Annotated in this window: 18 protein-coding genes; 11 read left to right on the forward strand and 7 right to left on the reverse strand. The window is 62.0% G+C overall.

Going from position 1 to position 19,440, the window contains the following annotated elements; translation table 11 throughout:
- Window positions 1–165 precede the first annotated feature (165 nt).
- The 5 genes from flhB to M6D32_RS13275 all read left to right on the forward strand — a co-directional run bounded on the left by flhB (window position 166) and on the right by M6D32_RS13275 (window position 6,786).
- Window positions 166–1,239, forward strand: a complete 1,074-nt coding sequence (gene flhB, locus M6D32_RS13255; RefSeq protein WP_298256800.1) for a flagellar biosynthesis protein FlhB — start codon at window positions 166–168, stop codon at window positions 1,237–1,239.
- 198 nt (window positions 1,240–1,437) lie between these two features.
- The gene (gene cckA / locus M6D32_RS13260; protein WP_298256802.1) at window positions 1,438–3,987 is read left to right on the forward strand and encodes a cell cycle histidine kinase CckA; all 2,550 of its coding nucleotides are present in this window, start codon (window positions 1,438–1,440) and stop codon (window positions 3,985–3,987) included.
- Between the two features lie 326 nt (window positions 3,988–4,313).
- Complete coding sequence (locus tag M6D32_RS13265; RefSeq protein WP_298256804.1) at window positions 4,314–5,261, forward strand: TIM44-like domain-containing protein; 948 nt, start codon at window positions 4,314–4,316, stop codon at window positions 5,259–5,261.
- Between the two features lie 161 nt (window positions 5,262–5,422).
- The gene (locus tag M6D32_RS13270; protein WP_298256806.1) at window positions 5,423–6,112 is read left to right on the forward strand and encodes a lectin; all 690 of its coding nucleotides are present in this window, start codon (window positions 5,423–5,425) and stop codon (window positions 6,110–6,112) included.
- 251 nt (window positions 6,113–6,363) lie between these two features.
- Window positions 6,364–6,786 (forward strand): hypothetical protein, encoded by a 423-nt coding sequence (locus M6D32_RS13275; RefSeq protein ID WP_298256808.1) that lies wholly within the window; start codon window positions 6,364–6,366, stop codon window positions 6,784–6,786.
- Between the two features lie 18 nt (window positions 6,787–6,804).
- Here M6D32_RS13275 and M6D32_RS13280 read toward each other — a convergent pair whose 3' ends face one another.
- A complete protein-coding gene (locus M6D32_RS13280) occupies window positions 6,805–7,260 on the reverse strand; it encodes a hypothetical protein (protein ID WP_298256810.1) in 456 nt (151 codons plus the stop codon).
- Here M6D32_RS13280 and M6D32_RS13285 point away from each other — a divergent pair.
- The 4 genes from M6D32_RS13285 (at window position 7,234) to M6D32_RS13300 (ending at window position 10,321) form a co-directional block, all read left to right on the forward strand.
- A complete protein-coding gene (locus M6D32_RS13285; protein ID WP_298256811.1) occupies window positions 7,234–8,334 on the forward strand; it encodes a hypothetical protein in 1,101 nt (366 codons plus the stop codon). The genes M6D32_RS13280 and M6D32_RS13285 overlap by 27 nt on opposite strands.
- A gap of 180 nt (window positions 8,335–8,514) precedes the next feature.
- Entirely contained in the window at window positions 8,515–9,324 is an 810-nt protein-coding gene (locus M6D32_RS13290; protein WP_298256814.1) for a helix-turn-helix transcriptional regulator, read from the forward strand.
- Between the two features lie 145 nt (window positions 9,325–9,469).
- Window positions 9,470–9,877, forward strand: coding sequence for an ester cyclase (locus M6D32_RS13295; protein ID WP_298256816.1), 408 nt, complete (start codon window positions 9,470–9,472; stop codon window positions 9,875–9,877).
- 267 nt (window positions 9,878–10,144) lie between these two features.
- Window positions 10,145–10,321, forward strand: coding sequence for a hypothetical protein (locus tag M6D32_RS13300; protein WP_298256818.1), 177 nt, complete (start codon window positions 10,145–10,147; stop codon window positions 10,319–10,321).
- A 228-nt stretch (window positions 10,322–10,549) separates the two neighbouring features.
- On the opposite strand, the gene M6D32_RS13305 is transcribed toward M6D32_RS13300, so the two are convergent.
- Window positions 10,550–12,283 carry an adenylate/guanylate cyclase domain-containing protein gene (locus M6D32_RS13305; RefSeq protein ID WP_298256820.1) on the reverse strand — a complete coding sequence of 578 codons (1,734 nt, stop codon included), beginning with the start codon at window positions 12,281–12,283 and terminating at the stop codon, window positions 10,550–10,552.
- Window positions 12,284–12,498: 215 nt separating this feature from the next.
- A complete protein-coding gene (locus tag M6D32_RS13310) occupies window positions 12,499–14,577 on the reverse strand; it encodes an EAL domain-containing protein (RefSeq protein ID WP_298256822.1) in 2,079 nt (692 codons plus the stop codon).
- A gap of 202 nt (window positions 14,578–14,779) precedes the next feature.
- On the opposite strand from M6D32_RS13310, the gene M6D32_RS13315 reads away from it, so the two are divergent.
- Window positions 14,780–15,481, forward strand: coding sequence for a glutathione S-transferase (locus M6D32_RS13315; protein ID WP_298256824.1), 702 nt, complete (start codon window positions 14,780–14,782; stop codon window positions 15,479–15,481).
- Window positions 15,482–15,592: 111 nt separating this feature from the next.
- Here the strand turns inward: M6D32_RS13315 and M6D32_RS13320 are convergent, their stop codons facing one another.
- The 4 genes from M6D32_RS13320 to M6D32_RS13335 all read right to left on the reverse strand — a co-directional run bounded on the left by M6D32_RS13320 (window position 15,593) and on the right by M6D32_RS13335 (window position 17,540).
- A complete protein-coding gene (locus tag M6D32_RS13320) occupies window positions 15,593–15,952 on the reverse strand; it encodes a GFA family protein (RefSeq protein WP_298256826.1) in 360 nt (119 codons plus the stop codon).
- Between the two features lie 2 nt (window positions 15,953–15,954).
- A complete protein-coding gene (locus M6D32_RS13325; protein WP_298256828.1) occupies window positions 15,955–16,629 on the reverse strand; it encodes an isoprenylcysteine carboxylmethyltransferase family protein in 675 nt (224 codons plus the stop codon).
- A 96-nt stretch (window positions 16,630–16,725) separates the two neighbouring features.
- Window positions 16,726–16,926 carry a hypothetical protein gene (locus M6D32_RS13330; protein WP_298256830.1) on the reverse strand — a complete coding sequence of 67 codons (201 nt, stop codon included), beginning with the start codon at window positions 16,924–16,926 and terminating at the stop codon, window positions 16,726–16,728.
- Between the two features lie 140 nt (window positions 16,927–17,066).
- Window positions 17,067–17,540, reverse strand: a complete 474-nt coding sequence (locus M6D32_RS13335) for a hypothetical protein (RefSeq protein WP_298256832.1) — start codon at window positions 17,538–17,540, stop codon at window positions 17,067–17,069.
- A 213-nt stretch (window positions 17,541–17,753) separates the two neighbouring features.
- Between M6D32_RS13335 and M6D32_RS13340 the strand changes: the two genes are divergently transcribed.
- On the forward strand, window positions 17,754–19,409 hold the full coding sequence (locus M6D32_RS13340; RefSeq protein ID WP_298256834.1) for a fumarate hydratase: 1,656 nt from the start codon (window positions 17,754–17,756) through the stop codon (window positions 19,407–19,409).
- Window positions 19,410–19,440 lie beyond the last annotated feature (31 nt).

Below are 19,440 nucleotides of genomic sequence, written 5' to 3' on the forward strand. Positions count from 1 at the left end.
GTTTCGCGGTAACCTCGTCATAGGAACTTCAAATTCTAAACCGCACTAGAATCATATAATTGGCTAGTGCTCCTTTGATTCCGAAGTTCGTAAACGTGGAGCCGCAATATGATACGAACTTCGGAATCGGAGCACTAGTGCCGCCCAGGTGAAGGCTGCCTAACGATGGCCGATGAAGACGACTCTGGCGAACGCACAGAAGACCCTACGCAAAAACGTCTCGACGAAGCGCAGGAACGCGGCGACGTCGCCAAGAGCCAGGAGGTCAACACCTGGTTCATGATCTCCGGCGCGACCCTTGTGCTGTCGACCTTTTCCGGCTCCATCGGCGGCATCGAGACGCCGTTGCGCAATCTCGTCGCCAATTCGTGGATGATCCGCACCGATGGCCCGGATCTTTTGCGGCTGGCGCAAAACCTGGAATATGCCGTGTTTGGCGCCGTCGGCGTTCCGATCCTGATGCTGATGCTGGCGGCGATCGCCGCCAACATGCTGCAGCACCGTCTGGTCTGGTCGGGTGAATCGCTCAAGCCCAAGCTCTCGAAGATATCGCCGATGTCCGGTGCCGAACGCATTTTCGGCAAGCAGGCCCTGGCCAATTTCGCTAAGGGCCTGTTCAAGCTGGTGGCGCTCGGCTCGGTGATGACCGCGATCCTGTGGCCGGAGCGGCATCGTCTCGAATCGATGCTGAAGCTTGACCCATCGGCCATGCTGGGCGTGGTCGTCAGCATGGCGCTGCATCTGATGGGAGCCGTGGTGGCAATGCTCGCCGTTGTTGCGATTGCGGATTATTTTTTCCAGTACCGGCAGTGGTACGAGCGGCAGAAGATGTCGCTGCAGGAAATCAAGGACGAATTCAAGCAGTCGGAAGGAGATCCCCATATCAAGGGCCGTATCCGGCAGTTGCGTCATGCACGCATGAAGAAGCGCATGATGGCGGCGGTTCCCAAGGCCTCCGTCATCATCACCAACCCGACCCACTATTCGGTCGCCTTGTCCTACGAGCGTGGCATGCCGGCGCCGATTTGCGTCGCCAAGGGCGTGGACCTGATCGCGTTGAAGATCAGGGAAGTCGCCGGCCAACACAACATTCCGATCGTCGAGAACGTGCCGCTGGCCCGCGCGCTCTATGCCACCGTTGAAATCGACGAGGAGATACCGGTCGAACACTACCATGCGGTCGCCGGGATCATCGGCTACGTGATGGGCCTCAAGGGTGGGGCTTCGGCCCGGCGGTAGCCGTGACAGGCCGCCGGTTCCGGACGGATATCGTTGATTGCCTTGCGAAATACCGAGGGGTGGACTTGCGCTAACGGGGCCGATTCAGGCAGTGAGGGGCTCGTGGTCTGATTCCATCAGCGTGCCGGCACGCCGAATCTAGCGTAAATGTAAATACTGCGCGTTGTTTCCGTGTCGACAGGCTAGTTTCCTTACCTCATGATCGCCGAACCTGACCACTATCCGCCGCAACAACCGGCCGCTGCCCAGGAGCCGGTGCGGCGGAGCGGCAGTATCCTGCTGGTGCTCGTGGTGGCGGGCGCCATCGTGGCGATCGCGCTTGCGCTCACCACCCTCGGACGGGCGCAGGCGCAGCCTTATATTCTGGGCCTGCTCGCACTGCTCGCGATGGTCGGGCTGTTCAACCTCTTTGCCTTTGCCGCCGGCATCGTCCGCTTCGCCGACCGTTCCGCCGACGATCCGGTCGTGCGGCGGATCGCCGATCTCGCCTATGACGGAATTGCCGTCACCGACTCGCGCGGTCATGTCGTCTATTCCAATTCGGCCTATCTGACGCTGACGGGGGCGGCGAGCCCCCATGACGTGCGCCCGGTGGAGCGGGTTTTTATCGGCAATCCGGACGTATCGGAGGCGGTGTTCCGGCTGCTCAAGGCGGCGCGCGAAGGCAAGCGTCAGCAGGAAGAGGTCCGCATCGCCGGCACCGATGGCGGCCTTGGTCGCTGGCTTCGGATGCGGGTCCGTCCGCTCGGTCAGAACAAGGGCGAGGCGAAGTATGCGGTGTGGTCGGTCGCCGATATCACCCGTGACCGCGAGCGGCAGGAGGACGTGTTTCAGGAGCTGCAACACGCGATCGAATATCTCGATCACGCCCCGTGCGGCTTCTTCTCGGTCAACGCGGCCGGCGAAATCGCCTATGTCAACGCGACGCTCGCCAACTGGCTCGATTACGACCTCGCGGAGATCGGATCGGGCGGCTTGAAGCTGACCGATATCGTCGCCGGCGACGGGGCCGCGCTTCTGACGTCGATTACGCCCGCGCCGGGCGCTGTCACGACCGAAGTCTTCGATGTCGATTTGCGGATGCGGACCGGCAAGACGATGCCGGCGCGGCTTTATCACAAGCTCGCTTTCGGTGCCGACGGCGCGCCGGGCGCCTCGCGGACGCTCGTTATCAGCCGCGCACGCGACGAGCGCGCAGACCCGCAGCGGGCGGCCGAAGTGCGCTTCATGCGCTTCTTCGACCATACGCCGATGGCGATTGCGACGGTCGACCGCTCCGGCGCGATCGTGAGCGCCAACGCGCGCTTCGCCAAGCTGGCGCAGGCGCTGGGCTCCGACGGCAAATCGATCTTCAACACGGTCAATGCGCGCGACCGCAATCTCCTGGTGGCGGCCATCAACCAGGCGGCAATGGGGCAGGGCGACATCGCGCCTGCCGAGGTGATGCTCGACGGCGCCAAGGAACGCTGGGGGCAATTCTTCGTCACCGCCGTCGAGGAGGACGAGCGCGAGGCCGAGGCCGCCATCGTCTACATGCTGGAGACGACCGAACGCCGCGCGCTGGAGAACCAGATCAACCAGTCGCAGAAGATGGACATGGTCGGCCAGCTTGCCGGCGGCATCGCGCACGACTTCAATAACGTGCTGTCCGCGATCATGATGGCGAACGACTTCCTGTTGAACGCGCACAAGCCGACCGATCCGTCGTTCCAGGACATCATGCAGATCAAGCAGAACGCGACGCGGGCAGCGACGCTGGTGCGCCAGTTGCTGGCGTTCTCGCGCCGCCAGACGCTGCGGCCGCAGGTGCTCGATCTCGGCGATGCGCTGTCCGATCTCACCATGCTGCTGCGCCGCCTGATTGGCGAGAAGGTGAAACTCGACCTGATCCACGGCCGCGACCTCTGGCCGGTGAAGGTCGACGTCTCGCAATTCGAACAGGTGATCGTCAATCTCGCGGTCAACGCCCGCGACGCCATGGCCGATGGCGGCAAGCTCACGGTGCGAACGGCCAACGTCACGACTGAGGACGCCGCGCAACTCGCCTACAAGGGCATGCCGGCGGCTGAATATGTCCGGATTGACATCATTGACACCGGCACCGGCATTCCAGCCGAGATCATCGACAAGATCTTCGAGCCGTTCTTCTCGACCAAGGATGTCGGCAAGGGCACCGGACTTGGCCTCTCGACGGTCTACGGCATCGTCAAGCAGACCGGCGGCTTCGTCTATGTCGATTCCGAGCCCGGCAAAGGCACGTCATTCCGCATCTTCCTGCCGCGACATCATGCCGAGCAGGAAGTGGCGGTCGAACTCGCCGCCGTCAATGGTTCGGGCAAGGAGGCGCCTGCCGAAGCAAAGCCGCGCACCGAACTGACCGGGCATGGCACGATTCTGCTGGTCGAGGACGAGGAGGGTCTGCGTTCGCTCAATGCGCGCGGCCTGCGTTCGCGGGGCTACAGCGTGATCGAGGCCTCCAACGGCGTCGAGGCGCTGGAGGCGCTGGAAGAGAAGGATGGCGCCGTCGATCTCGTGGTGTCGGACGTGGTGATGCCGGAGATGGATGGCCCGACGCTGCTCAAGACCATGCGCCAGCGCAATCCCGACCTGAAGATCATCTTCGTGTCGGGCTATGCCGAAGACGCTTTCGAGAAGAGCCTGCCCGAGAACCAGCAGTTCGCATTCCTGCCGAAACCCTTCACACTGAGCCAGCTTGTCGCAGCGGTGAAGGAGACCATGGCGCCCTAGTGGTCCGATTCTAACATTTGCATCCCGGTCTGGCTGGCATTTTTGCAAATGTTAGAATCAAAGGACCACTAGCAAATATAGATTCCAGTGGAGTTTTGGATTTGGCATTCGCACTACGCATTCCGGGCGGGAGGGTAGCGAATGCCAAATCCACTCCACTGGTAAGGTTGATAATGAGTTGCAAGACCTGATACCCCGCGACGCCGCGCCGCAGCCTCGCCCCCTCGCTGTGGCTTCCCTTTACAGGCGACTTTGCCCATCTAAGGGGCGCTTCCTCCCAAAGGCATCAAGGCCGTTGGGAAAACGGGTTTCCAGGGAACATCGCCATGAATTTCAGGCAACGTGCTTTCGGTTTGGTGCAGGCGCTCGCCGTCGTTTTATCGCTGGCCGTGCCGCTCGTCGTCGCGGCATCGTCGGCGGACGCGCGGATCGGCCGTGGCGTCAGCTCGGGCTCGCGCGGATCGCGGACGTATTCCGCGCCGCCCTCGACCTCGACGGCACCGAGTGCCGCCCAGCCCTTCAACCGCACGTCCACCAATCCCGGCAGTTCCGGCTTTGGCAGGCCGGGCGGCGGTTTCTTCAACCGTCCCGGCTCAGGCCTGTTCCGCGGCCTCGCGGCGGGATTCCTCGGCGCCGGGCTGCTCGGCATGCTGTTCGGCGGCGGCCTGTTCGGCGGGATCGGCGGATTCTCATCGATCATCGGGCTTCTCCTGCAGATTGCCGTGATCGTGTTCCTGGTGCGGCTTGCGATGTCGTGGTGGCAGCGCCGCCATGAAATGGGCACGGCCTATGCCGGCGGTCCGTCGCCGCTCGGCGCCCAGGCCAGTTCCCGCTCCGCGACGGGTTTTGGACTGGGATCCGGCAGCGCGCCGCTTCAGATTCTCCCCGCCGACTATGAAGCGTTCGAACGGTTGCTTGGGGACACCCAGGCGGCATGGTCGAACGAGGATGTCGGGCGGCTTCGCACACTAGCGACGCCGGAGATGGTGTCGTATTTCTCCCGCGATCTCGACGAGAACAGGTCGCGCAACGTCGTCAACAAGGTTTCCGGCACGAGGCTTCTGCAGGGCGACCTTGCCGAAGCCTGGCGCGAGGGCGGCGCCGATTATGCCAGCGTCGCGATGCGCTATTCGCTGATCGACACGACGCTTGATCGCAACAGCGGCCGCATGGTCGAGGGCAGCGAACAGCCGGAGGAAGTGACGGAAGTATGGACCTTCCTGCGGCCTCGCGGCGGCAACTGGATCCTGTCGGCCATCCAGCAGACTTCCTGATCACTTGAAAACGTGCTGGCGAAAGAGCGACGCCGCGGCAAGACCGTGGCGTTTTTCCTGCCCGTGGAATAATTTCGGCTGGGATTTGTTGGTGTTGATTGGTCCAGCCCGTGGGCAAGCGAAGCAGTAAAGTTGAATCAAGAACGATGGGAGGAATTTCAATGTCTGCATTTGCCAGAGATATTTCTCATCTTGGTCTTCTCTCGGCGGTTGCCTTGTTCGCAGGCCTTGCCGTGCAGCCAGCGCAGGCCCAATCGGCCAATATGACCTTCTTCGTTACCTCCGCCGGCCCCGGCAAGGGCGCCGATCTCGGCGGACTCGACGGCGCCGACAAGCATTGCGCAACGCTGGCGGCTGCCGCCGGCGCGACCGGCAAGACGTGGCACGCCTATCTCTCCACCCAGGCCGCCGACGGCAAGCCCGCCGTGAATGCACGCGACCGTATCGGCAAGGGACCGTGGCAGAACGCGAAGGGCGTCGTGGTCGCCAGGAACGTTGCCGATCTGCACAGCGCCGCCAATAATCTCAGCAAGCAGACGTCGCTTAGTGAAAATGGCGAGGTGATCAATGGCCGCGGCGAAACGCCGAACCGTCATGACGCCCTGACCGGATCGCAAGCCGACGGCACGGCATTTCCGGCCGGCGAAGATCGTACCTGCAAGAACTGGACGAGCGCGACGCAAGGTGCGGCGATGCTCGGTCATATCGACCGCATCGGTCTGCGCGACGATGACGCTTCAAAGTCCTGGAACTCTGCGCATCCCTCGCGTGGTCCGGACGGCGGCTGCTCGCAGTCCGACCTGAAGAGCACTGGCGGTGACGGCCTGCTTTACTGCTTCGCGGCGAACTGACTTCGGCGCTGGTACTTTTCTTCACCTCTTCCTAGGTCGGCGAGCGGCGAAGCGCTCTTGCGCGCCGGCGCGAAGCTGGGGTGCGTGTTTTCAACAACAATTCTGGTCATTCAACGAAACCGGCGCTCCGCCGAGCGGCCTTCGATCGGCCACCCCCTACTGCTCGCTCTCGCTCGCGGGGAGGGATACGGGGTTGCCTCGTCAAACGTGATTTCCCTGCCGCAGGTTTTTCGGAAGCCTCAACCGTTTGGTTGATGCGGGCAAGCCGCGACGCTGGCATTGAGTTAGGTGGCAATATCCGCAAAAACGGTGATGGCTCGCCGCAAGCACATTTCATCATTCGAATCACGCTGGGTCCGCGACGCCGTGATTTTCAGCAGTCGATGCGCGGAAACAACCGCCGCTGTCGCATGCGAGATACCTGCATTGGCACGAATAGCCCATACAGCGATGGCAAAGCTTGCGGAGCGGTATGGGCTGACTCCGACCGAAGCCGGGGTGCTGCGGGCCGTCGTCGAAGAGAACGGCAGCGTGCAGGCGATTGCTGCTGCGATCCGCTGCCGGAGGCGACCGTCAAGACGCATCTGCAACACCTGTTTCAGAAGGCCGGCAGCAGGCGGCCGATCGATCTCGTCAAGCTGGTGCTGACCATGGCCCAGCGCTCGGTCGAGTGATGACGGTCGAACGCCCGTTCAAATTCCCCCCACGATCCACAACAGATGGAGCGCCGCGTGCCAGTTGATTTCGAAAATAGTTCTGCCGCATCCAATCGGATCACAACCACGGATCAGGAGCGTCGCGCCAAGACGCTCGTTTCGGTTCTCGCCTTGGCTGCGGTGGTCTCGCTGGCAATGGCGATATTGGCCAGCTCGCGCATTCCGCCCGAAGGGCGGGCCGAGCTGTTCCAGATGCAATCCGCTCTCGTCGTACCTTAGGACAGCGGCGATTCCGTTGCCGATGTTGTGATCCATTTCACAAAGCGCGCGCGGCCGATCGCATACGATTTCGATCGGCATCGCCGGCAAAGCCGTTGCACGGCTGTTGTTGGCGTGCGCATGTTTCACTAGGATAGCCCTATTTTCTGCGGAGAGATTGCGTTCATTTGTTGTGGGGGAGCGGCGATGCGCGACACCGACAGTTTTGATCACCTCGCCGATATCATCTATGACGCCGCGGTCGATGCGGCAGAGTGGCCTCGCGTGCTTCAGCGGCTTGCGAGCACCTTTGGTGCCTCTTCAGCGCATCTCTCGATCGAGGCAACGCGATCAGCGCCGGCCCGGCTGATCTCTTTCGGTACCGACCCAAGCTGGGATCGGCGCTACGCTGAATATTACGGTCCGCGCAACGTCGCCTGGCAGCGGATGCAGCAACGCAAACTCAACGGAATTGTCTGCGACCGCCAAGTCTTGCCAAAGGAAGAGTTTCGTCGGTCGGAGTTCTACAACGACTTTCTGCGTCCGCAGGATAGCGAAGAGATCCTTGCGTCTCTCGCCGTGCCGCAAACGAACACGACGGGTGCTGGCGTCGTTACTCTCTGGCGGTCGGAGCGCTTCGGACCATGGCAGTCCACGCATATCGAAACACTCACGAGGCTGACGCCGCATCTGCGCCGCGCGATCCGGGTCAACCTGCGGATGGGAGAGCTACAAACCGAGCACCATCTGACCAGAGAGGCGCTCTATCGGCTGAACTCTGGCGTCATCCTGCTCACTGAGCAGGGGACGGTGGAGCTCATCAACAAGGCCGCCGAAGCCGTGCTCGCTGACGGGGCGCTGCGTCTCGAAGGGCGGCAGCTCGCTGCTGCAACGGCATCCGAGGGCACCGCCTTGAAGCAACTGGTCGCGAACGCGGCCCGAGGCGGAGACAGCGGTTCGCTGGTGATTGGCCGCGAAGGAAAGCCTTGCGTGCTGGTGTTCGCGATCCCGGCACGCGCGGAGAGCTGTGGGCTGATTGGCGGAGCGCGGGGCGCGATCGTGTTTCTCCGCGACCTTGAGCGGCCGCTGCGGCGATGCCCGACAGCATTCGCCGATCATTTCGACCTGACGCCTGCGCAAGTCGCGCTCGCCAACGAACTCCTGCAGGGCGGCGGGCTCGCGGCCGTGGCGAGGCGGCTTGGAATCTCCCACGCCACCGCCCGAACGCATCTCATTCATATCTTCCAGAAGACTGGCGTGCGGCGCCAAGCCGAGCTGGTTAGCCTCGTGCTGGAATGGTCGAGGTGACGGACTGAAAGCAACCCGGCGGGCTGGTCCGGTTGACCCCTCAATAGCGGCCATCCGAGCACCCCCCGGACAGACGAGAAAAGGGCCACGGCAGACATCGGGCACAGCCAGTCAGGGCCCAGAAGAGAAATCTTGTTGATAATGTCGGCGCGCCTTAGGCTTCCGCCCTTGAGGGCCCTTATGGAAATCAAGCGTGCACTGCCCCGTTGCCAAATTCGAGACGTCGTGCGCTCGTTCGAAGAGAGACGGGTCGAATTGGGAAGCGCGGTGCTGTCCTGGCCAGTCGCTGCAAGGCCTCATCAGATCCTGAATATTCATCTGGCGGAGCCTTATCGCGTTCGCGTCAATGGTGGTCAGGAAAACACCGCGCCGGAAATGGGTGTGGTGGGGCCGCAAACCTATCGTCGTGCCCATGTTCGTCTGTCGGGCTCGATCCACGTTTTCAACATCTTGTTTCAGCCGACCGGCCTGAACCGTTTGGTCGGAATCAAGATGACGTCCTTGGTCAATCAAGACCCTGCAGCTTCAGACGTTCTTGGCAAATCCGCCGCCGATCTCGGCGATGCCGTACGTATGGCGCCGGACTTTAATCTGCGCGTTGCGGCCGTCGAACGGTGGATCGGGACGATCCTCGACAGGCGCGGCCCGGACGACGTGATCGGCCTCGCCTCACAACGGATGATTGCCGTCCGGGGACAAGTGCGGATCGAGGATTTGGTCGCGAAATCCGGTCTTAGTGCCAGTCAATTCCAGCGTCGTTTCGCGGCACAAGTCGGGATGACACCGAAACTGTTCACACGAACGATCCGGTTCGAAAGAGCGCTGATCGCGCGCCGCGATGCCCCGAACCGCCCCTGGACCGACATCATTCACGAACTCGGCTACTTTGATCAAGCGCATTTCATCCGCGAATGCCACGCCTTTGCTGGCTTGTCGCCGAGCGGGCTCGTCGGCGACTGGGACAACATCTTTTTCCCGGCAGATGACTAAAATCTACAAGCGCTTTCCCCAGTTTTCTCGCAAGCTATGGCCGAACGGGAGCAACGGCGAAGATGATAGTCACGCGGCGCAGATTCGGCATCATCGCAGCTGGAATTGCGGTCGTCGCGGGCAACCCAGACTTGGAGCGATAGGCATGTCGGCAAATCTGGAGCGCTTCAAAGCCATTATCGAGCGCGGCTTTTGTCGGGGGGACCTGACGGTTGCGGACGAAGTTTGCGCTGAGGAGCTGATCGAACATGAATATCTGTCAAAAACCGGCTTCCCCGGTCCACAAATATTGAAAGCGCAGATCGAGGATGCGAGGCACAACATCAAGGATCTTAAACTGACGATAGAGGCGATCGCGGAAACCGGTGATACGGTGTGGGCACGCAGCAAGGCAACGGGCTGCGATCCGCGCTCGGGAAAAACGGTGACCATCGATGTCATCGATATCTGTCGTTTCGCCGATGAAAAACTCGTGGAACATTGGGGGGTGCCCGATAGGTTTGCCCTTCTTCACCAAATCGGAGCGCTGCCGTCCCCACCCAAACCAACCTAACCTAACCTAACCTAACCTAACGCCGGCGATGACCCGATCGCAACCTGGTTCCCATGTCCTCATCGCGCCGCGTGCGGAAACGCCCTGTCTTTGGTCTGCTCCACTGTCGGCCGAAAACAGCAGGCTCGAAATGGACGTACATGACGTGGCTATTCAGCCCACAATGTGAGCGAGCTCAGGTCAGCAGCAATTTAGCGACCGACTGAGTTATAGATTGAAATGCGGAGACGGTGCGCAACTATGCGAGGCGGCTGGGACTGGGTATCAATGGTGAGCGCCATCTTTGTCGCAGGTTATGCAGCGATCGCGATTGGATATGTGGCGCACTACGATCTGGGGTTCTCGCTTAACGAAATTCGCGGCGCGGCAGCGTTAGTTGCGATTGTCATAGCGGCGCTAACTTGCATCGATTTCTTCGGCAAAAGGCTGCGCAAGCACAGATAAGCTTGCGAGACGGCCACTCGTTCCCGATGCTGGTAGTACGTTCACAACAAGGCGTTTTGATTTGCTATGCCGCCTTCCGGCTCAAACTTCCGCATCGGGATCACAACCGTGCTGTCGGTTGCGACGCTCTTGGGATGGCTCTATGCGCTTCGATCTGCGCTGGGGTGAGCCAAACGCCATCCTGCCGCTGAATCCTCGGAAGATCACAGCGGCTCCAGGGCGATGGACCTATTTATATTCGATATGCCAGGAACCGTCCCACTTCGCGGCCGGCGGGTTCTGCTTCAGTTTGGCGACGCGCGCGAGCAGGGCGATCGAAGGGCCGTCTTCGGGCACAGCCTCGAGCGCTGCGGCAAACGCAGCTTCAGCCTCGTCCCAGCGTTGCGCTCGATACGCCGTCAGTCCTGCCGCATAATGCGCGCATACCAGCTTCTGCTGCGGTGAAAGATCGTCTTTCCTGCCCATGATCTCATAGATCGTTTGCTGCCGGCTCTGGCCAGTGACCACCACGCGATCGATCTCGCGAAGCGCGAAGTCGGCCGCGCATATCTTCGCGGTCGCCTCCGAGATCAGGCAGCGGCTGCCATAGGCCTTGTTGGCCGTCTCCAGCCTCGCAGCGAAATTTACGGTGTCGCCCATTACCGTGAAGCTCATCATGTATTCCGAGCCGATGCTGCCGACCAGCGTCTCGCCCGTTGCGATCCCGATCCTGAGATCGCAATTGGCCGCGATCGCGCGTACCCCGAGCAGTTCCGGCAGCTCCTTTCGCAAGCTCGACAGATGGCCGATCATGTCGATGGCGGCAGAACAGGCGCATTTCGCCTGCTCGGCATCCTCAACGAAGGGCGGACCCCAATAGGCCATGATGCCGTCGCCAATATATTTATCGATCACGCCGCGATGGGTATGGATCGGTTCGGACATGGTCGACAGGTAGCGGTTCATGATCTTGACCAGGCCTTGCGGCGTGACGCCTTCGCTCAGCGCCGTGAAGCCCTTCATGTCGCAAAACATCACCGTCATCATCCGCCGCTGCCCCTCGGCGGCGGCAGCGGCAGGTTCGCCGAGCAGGCGTTCGGCGATCCGGGGATCGATATAGCGGCCAAAAGTCTCGCGGACCCGCTGGTTCTGGCGCAGCCGCTCGATCATTCGGTTGAAGGCCGCGGAGAGCTGGCCGATTTCATCGCGAGTGGTCACGCTGATGGATCCGTCCAGCCGGCCCGCCTCGACCTGGCGGGCGCCCTCCAGCAGGCGCAGCACCGGGCCGGTAATGCCGCTGCCCACCATCATCGCGAACACGAAGCCGAGCACCGCCGCGATGCCGGTCACGATCGCCGATATCCAGATCGCCTGCCGTTGTCCGCGGATGACGGTCGCGGCGCTGGCATGGACCTGGCTCAACATGTCCGCTCGGATGCCGTCGATCTTGTGATCGAACTCCGCGCGCAGTGCATCGGCGGTAGCGAGCGTCGATCTCGCCTCGTCGAAATTGCGCGCGTCGAGCTGCTTCAGCAGGATTGCGTCCTGCTCGTCGAGGCGCTGGCGAAGATCGTTGACGGCTGTGTCGATACGGTCGTCGAGACGGCCGAGCGCGGCGTTGTCGGATGGCGTCGAGGTGTCGTCGATGATCGCAGCGATCTGCTTGCGCGCGGCCTGCGCCTCGCGATCGACCTCGGGGTTGACGGACTGGAAGATCTTCAGGTGCGCCGCGTAGCTCGCCTCGTCGGGCGGATTGGCCATTTTGGCGATGGTCATCTGCCGCACCGCCAGCCCGCGCTCGAGCGACCTGACATTGGCCCGCGCCAGATCGCCGTAAGCCAGGACGTAGCGATTGCTCAGTTCGTCGAGCAGGTGGCCGACACGCGCCGCCATGAACATCGACAGGGCAGACGTGATCACGGCCAGCACGATCAACCCGGCGGCGATGCCGACAATCTTTTGCCTGATCGATCTTTGAAACATGCCCCTGGTGGTCCGATGAGTCTGAACCGGAAGAACCCACAATGACCAATTTCGATGCCGCGCGAAAGCCGTCTGGCCGCCCCCGTCCCAAGTATGGACCGTGGATATCGCTCCAGACCTCTTCACCTGATGCGCCGCTTTTCTCGCCGCGGCGGGGCGCGCGGCGGCAAAAGCAGCGGCTGCAACGAGATGCGAATGCGGCGGATTGAAACCGGTCAGGCCGCGACCGTCTCCGGTGCAGCCGCCGTGGCCGGCGCGGGTTCACGGACGAAGCGCGCGGCGGCTTCGATCACGGTCGGCAATTGCGCGACGGCCACCGGCCTTGCGAATAGAAAGCCCTGGCCCTTGGCGCAGCCTGCCTGCGCCAGGAAGTCCCACTGCGCCTCGGTCTCGATGCCCTCGGCGAGAACCGGCATATGCAGGCTTTCGCCGAGTGCGAGCACGGTTCGGACAATGGCGGCGGCCGCTGCGTCATGCGGCAGCCGTTTGACGAAGGTCTGATCGAGCTTGATCTTGTCGAACGGGAAGGCGTGCAGCGTCGCCAGCGACGAATAGCCGGTCCCGAAGTCGTCCATTGCGACCGTAATGCCCATGGCCTTCAGCTTCCGCAGGATGTGCAGCCCGCGGCTCTGATCCGACATGATGGTCGACTCCGTGACCTCGACCTCAAGCCGCGACGGCGACAAGCCGGTCTCCATGAGAATGCCGTGGATCATCTCGGCGAGATCTTCGCGGCCGAACTGCACGGGCGACAGGTTGACCGCGACGGTGCCGGGAATGTTGCCGATCGCGGCGTCGCGGCAGGCGGCGCGCAGCGCCCATTCGCCCATTTCCATGATCGCCTTGGTTTCTTCGGCGAGCGGAATGAATTCGCCCGGCGAGATCATGCCAAACTTCGAATGCTTCCAGCGCATCAAGGCTTCGGCGCCGCAGATCTTGCCGTCATTGAGCGAGGTCTGGAGCTGATAGTATAACATCAGCTCGTCGCGCTCCGTCGCATGGTCGAGGTCGCGGGCGAGCGCGCGGCGCTTGCGGGCGCTGTCGTCCATTTCGCGGCTATAGGCGCAGATCGAGCCCTGTCGCGTGCTCTTGCCGCGCTGCATCGCGAGCTTGGCGTTGCTCAGGAGTTGATCGCGCTCGGGCGTGTCGGTCGGGAATAGCGAGAAGCCGATCGAGGCGGTGAGATCGACGGCGTGGCCCTGGACGGTGAACGGCTCGGCGAAGGCCCGCGAGATGCGCTCCGCGAAGGCTTGCGCATCGTGAGGGTAGTTACCGGAGGTGGCCAGTGCGAGGAATTCGTCGCCGCTCTGGCGCGCCAGGAATTCGCCTCCTGCAAGCTGCTTGCGCATACGCTCGGCGGCTTCGATCAGCAGGAGATCGCCGGCGCCATGACCATAGAGGTCGTTGATGTCCTTGAAGCCGTCGAGGTCGATCGAAAAGGCCGCGAGCTTGTGCGCCTTCTCATGGGCTTCGGCGGCATCGAAGGCGAGTCGCTCGTTGAAGGCGATGCGGTTTGGCAGCCCCGTCATCGAGTCATTGAAAGACAATTGATGGATGCGATCGGCCGATTCCGTGCGCGCGCGCAGATCGATGATGTAGGTCGAAAATCCGCTTCCCATCACCAGAAGCACCGCGCTCACGACGGCAACCGCCAGCAGATTGGCCGGCAGCAGATAGGACGGCAGGCTCACCGAGGCGTCGGGCGCCATCGACGCCGCCGCGGTGAGCGAATAGTGCATCACGCAGATCATAAAGGCGAGCACGATCGCAGCGCCGTGGCGGCACCAGCGAGTGACCGGACGATTGGCGCGGTTGACCGCGAGCGCGCTGAGCCCAAGCCCGAGCACGAAGGTGATCGCCACCGCATAGGCGTTCCACTCGAAGCTGCCTTGTATATGCCAGGCCTTGAGCGCTACGAAGTGCATGGCAAGGACACCGCAGCCCATCACCAGTCCGCCGGCTTCCGGCGCCAGCGTGAAATGGCGGCTTCCGATTTCGAATCCGACGAGGCAGGAAATCACGGCAATGACCAGCACCGCGCCGGTTGCGACCGGTTCGAAGCCGCTGGTCAGCAACGGATCGAGTGCAAGAATCGAAATGAAAGTCGAGGCCCAGAGCGCTGCGCCGGTGCCGACCGATGCCATGAAGAGCCAGCCGTGGCGCGTGGCGCCGTCGGTGGCGCGCGCTCGCGCAAAATGGCGCATGCCGACCCAGGTGCCGAACAGGCAGACGGCGCCTGCAATCAGGACCAGGATCTGTTGGTAGGCAAAGCTATAAGCGGCCGAGTGGAGCATGGCGTTCTCCTCAAGCGCCAACCTTAGAGCCCGTGGTGTTAATCCGCGAAGGATTTACCGGTCCAAATGATGTGAATCCTGCATACTTTGCGAAATAGCGTTGAAATTTTGTAAGAAACACCAGTGAAAGATCGGCGTTGTCGCAGATAATGCCGCTTTCCCTGCGGTTCGCTTTAACGGCCCGTTAAGGAGGAATTTCCCGATGCGATACGAACTCTACTACTGGCCTTCGATCCAGGGCCGCGGCGAGTATGTCCGTCTCGCACTGGAAGAGGCCGGGGCGGATTATGTCGACGTGGCTCGGCAGCGTGGCGTGCCCGCAATGATGCGGATGATGGAAGAGGGCGCTGCGCCGCCTTTCGCGCCGCCCTTTCTCAAGGCGGGCAAGTTCGTGATCGGGCAGACCGCCAACATCCTGTTCTATCTCGGTGCGCGCCACGCTCTCGCGCCGACGACCGAGGCAGGCCGGCTGTGGCTGCATCAATTGCAGTTGACGATCACGGACTTCGTGCTGGAAGCGCACGACACCCATCATCCGCTCGGTCCCTCGCTTTATTATGAGGATCAAAAGGCGGAGGCGAAGAAGCGCACCCGCGAATTCTGGAAGGAGCGCGTGCCGAAATATCTGGGGTATTTCGAATGTTTGAGCGCGAAGAACCGCGGTACCTGGGTGACCGGCCGCAAGGTCACCTATGTCGATCTCTCGCTGTTCCAGCTCGTGGCGGGGCTGCGCTATGCATTTCCGAGGCGGATGAAGGCCTTCGAGGCGAAAATTCCGAAACTATGCGAGCTGCACGATCGCGTTGCCGCCCGCCCGAAGATCGCGGCCTATCTCGCCAGCGACCGCCGCATTCCCTTCAACGAGGACGGCATCTTTCGGCACTACAAGGCGCTGGATGTGTGAATTGAGTTGTCATTCCGGACAGCGGCGAAGCCGCTGATCCGGAATCTCGCGCCGCCATCTCCAGATTCCGGGTTCGCCTCTTGCGAGGCGCCCCGGAATGACAGGTGAATTCTACCTGTTCCTGCCGTCGATCGGCGTCATCTTGAGGCTTGCGAGTTCGATGCCGTCGATGCAGCTCACATTGAGCGCCACCATCGGCGTGCCGTCCGGCTTGTTACCGCGCGCAAACACCTCGACGCCGCAATCGTTGCAGGACTGGTGACGGATCGCGTGTTTGTTGAAGAGATATTCCTTCAGATTGTCTTCGCCGGCGCGGAGTTGAAACCGCTCCGGCGTCACAAAAGCGAAATGCAGGCCGCGCTTGGTGCAGATCGAGCAGTTACAGGCGGTCACGACAGCAAGATCGGTGGTGCATTCGAAGCGCACCAGGCCACAATGGCAGCCGCCGGTTACGGTTTTGCTTTCGGACATCTTCACCACACTCCCGGCAACAGGCGATAGCGCACGCGCGCCGCATAATCGGGATAGCCTGATAGCCCCGTCATCAGTGTCTGCTCCTCGATGCGGATCCGGACGGCAAAGAGAAGGGCGAAAACCGGCGAGATCGCCGTTCCCCACCACGATCCCAAGAGCAACGCGATGCCGACCATGTACAGCACCGCGGCACTATACATGGGATGGCGGACAAAAGCGTAAGGTCCGGTTGAGACGACGTGATGGCCGCGCTCGGACTGAACCTTCACCACCGCTGCCGCAAACGTGTTCTCGGTGAACACCCACATGATGAAGGCGGAGGAGGCGATCAGCAGCAATAGCCCGAGCGCTTGCCACGCCAACGGCATCCGGCCAGGGTGAAAGCGCTCATCAAGGCCCATCACGATGAGCCAGGTCACGTTCACCACCAGGAACACCGCGAGAAACGTTTTGTCGGCGGCGGGCTGGTCGCGCTGGACCGGAGAGCGCATGCGCTCGGCCAGAAGCCCCGGGTTGTGCTTCGCCAGCCACGATCCGAAGCCGAGGCCGGTCGCTACCATAAAGGCCAGAAAAACCCACGCGCCCGGCCAGTGCGACGTGCCGGCCGGCAGGAACAACAGCACGGCAAAGGCGAGGATCCAGGCGAAGGTCTGCAACAGCCATTTCGCGATCATTCGGAGTCCTCCTGTGAGGAAGACACTTAATGATCGCGCGGCTTTTCGGCAAACCAGTCGACTGGAAACACCGGCGACGGTTGGCGGAACTCGCGCTCAGACGAGCTGGTTGACCCGCGTTCCCTGTCCGGGTGGCAGCGGCGGCGGAGCCGGCGGCTGGGCCGAGCTCGCGTCATTGCTGCTGTCGCTGGCGTCGTTGCTGTTGTCGGCCGTCGCGGCGGGCGCGGCTTGCGTGTTGGTGTCGAGATAGTTGAATGGCAGCGGCGCTTGCGTGGAGGAGATGCTTGAAACGCTCATGGGTCGCAAATCCCGAATGTTCAGGTCAGCCTCGACCCTAGCGGGACCTTGCGAAGACCACATGAATCCGGTCGATCAAATGCGATCGGTTTCGCTAACCGGGCGGAAAGCGTGAAGGCGGGCAAGCGCGGCAACGGCGCCTACTCGTCGATCCCGCGCGAAATCGCGATCGCGGCATCTTGCCTGGTCCGCGTGCAATTCATGTTGAGGCGGCGGTAGCGGATCGAGACGTCGTCGCCGCGGAAAATGCCCATTCGCGACAGGCAGCTTGAGACACCCTTGAGCAATTCATCCTTCGGCACGGTGAAGACGATGGCGGCCGCGCCGGCGACGAAGGCGGCGAAGTCGGCTTTCGGCTTGCGCTTGTATCCCTTGACATAGAGCTCGTTGGAATATTTGCGGTTGGGGCAGCCGAGCGACATTTCCTTCGCCATCGGATGCGACAGATAAATGATGTTGGCGGCCGTGATGCCGACCTTCAGCCCTTCGATCTGCTTGAGCTGGTTGGCGATGTCCGTGCAATGATCGGCCCGCGCGGGTGAGGGGGCAGTGGCGGAAAATACCGCCAGCACGGCGGCGAGCAGGATCGATCGGCGGAAAAGCCCTGACGTCATGGTGACAGCCCCTCAATTCCCGGCATCAAAGCCTCAAGCGGGTAGGGAGTGCAAGAGATGTTAGAAAAAGAAGAGGGATGATAGAAAAAGAAGGAGCGGTGCGCGGATCGCGGCGCTCAAAACCTTCCCTTCGGCACAAAAGAGCTTAGAACGATGGGATCGCGGGAGGCCTTCTCAGACGGCTTCCGGCCTAGAACCCTAAGAGCTCACCCCATGAACGCCCCTTCCGCCTTTCCCGATAGCCAAAAGCCCGTTCCGCCCTACAAGCACACGCCGCTGTTTCCATTGGGCGCGGACACCACGCCCTACAAGAAAATCACGACTGAGGGCGTGCGGGTCGAGAAGGTGCTTGGCAAGGACATGCTGGTGGTCTCCCGCGAGGCGATGCGGGCGCTGTCGGAAGCAGCCTTCGGCGACATCAACCATTATCTGCGGCCGGGCCATCTGAAGCAGTTGCGCTCGATCCTCGACGACAAGGAAGCGAGCGACAACGACAAGTTCGTCGCGTTCGATTTCCTGAAGAACGCCAACATCGCGGCCGGCGGCGTGCTGCCGATGTGCCAGGACACCGGCACCGCGATCATCATGGGCAAGAAGGGCTGCAACGTCATCACCGACGGCGAGGACGAGGCCGCGCTCTCGGAAGGCGCGCGCGATGCGTACCTGCGGCGAAACTTGCGCTACTCGCAGGTCGCGCCGCTGTCGATGTATGAGGAAAAGAACACCGCCAACAACATGCCGGCGCAGTGCGAGATCTATGCCGAGGGCGATGACGCCTACAAGTTCATGTTCATGGCCAAGGGCGGCGGCAGCGCGAACAAGAGCTTCCTGTTCCAGGCGACGCCGTCGGTGTTGACGAAAGACCGCCTGCTGGCCTTCCTGAAGGAAAAGATCCTTACCCTCGGCACCGCTGCGTGCCCGCCCTATCACCTCGCGATCGTGATCGGCGGCACCTCGGCCGAATTATGCATGAAGACGGTGAAGCTCGCGTCGGCGCGCTATCTCGATGCGTTGCCGACCCATGGCTCGGCGGATGGCAACGCCTTCCGCGATCTCGAGATGGAGCAAGAGATCCACAAGATGACGCAAAGCCTGGGAGTGGGGGCGCAATTCGGCGGAAAGTATTTCTGCCACGACGTGCGCGTCATCCGCATGCCGCGCCACGGCGCGTCGCTCCCGATCGGGCTTGGCGTGTCCTGTTCGGCCGACCGCCAGGTGCTCGGCAAGATCACCAAAGACGGCGTCTATCTCGAAGAGCTCGAGCACAATCCGGCGCAGTACCTGCCGCAGGTCGAGCAAGCGCTCGGCGGCGAGGTGATCAAGGTCGACCTCGGCAAGCCGATGAAGGAGATTTTGGCGACGCTGTCGAAATATCCGGTCAAAACGCGGCTGTCGCTGTCCGGCACCATGATCGTGGCGCGCGATTCCGCGCATGCCAAGCTGCGCGCGCGGCTGGAGAAGGGCGAGCCGCTGCCCGACTACTTCAAGAACCATCCGATCTATTACGCCGGCCCGGCAAAGACGCCGGAAGGTTACGCGTCGGGCGCGTTCGGCCCGACCACCGCGGGACGCATGGACTCCTTTGTCGACCAATTCCAGGCCGCCGGCGGCTCGATGGTGATGGTCGCCAAGGGCAATCGCGCGGTCGCGGTGCGCGAGGCCTGCAAGAAACACGGCGGCTTCTATCTCGGCTCGATCGGAGGTGCGGCTGCGAATCTCGCCGAGCACTGCATCAAGAAGGTCGAAGTCGTCGAATATCCCGAGCTCGGGATGGAAGCGATCTGGCGCATCGAGGTCGTGGACTTTCCGGCCTTCATCATCATCGACGACAAGGGCAACGACTTCTTCAAGGAGTTGAACCTGGGTTGATGCGTGCCCCGGATGCGGTGCAGCGCTTTAG

Origin of the sequence: Bradyrhizobium sp., assembly GCF_027307225.1 — a bacterium.
Classification (GTDB): domain Bacteria; phylum Pseudomonadota; class Alphaproteobacteria; order Rhizobiales; family Xanthobacteraceae; genus Bradyrhizobium.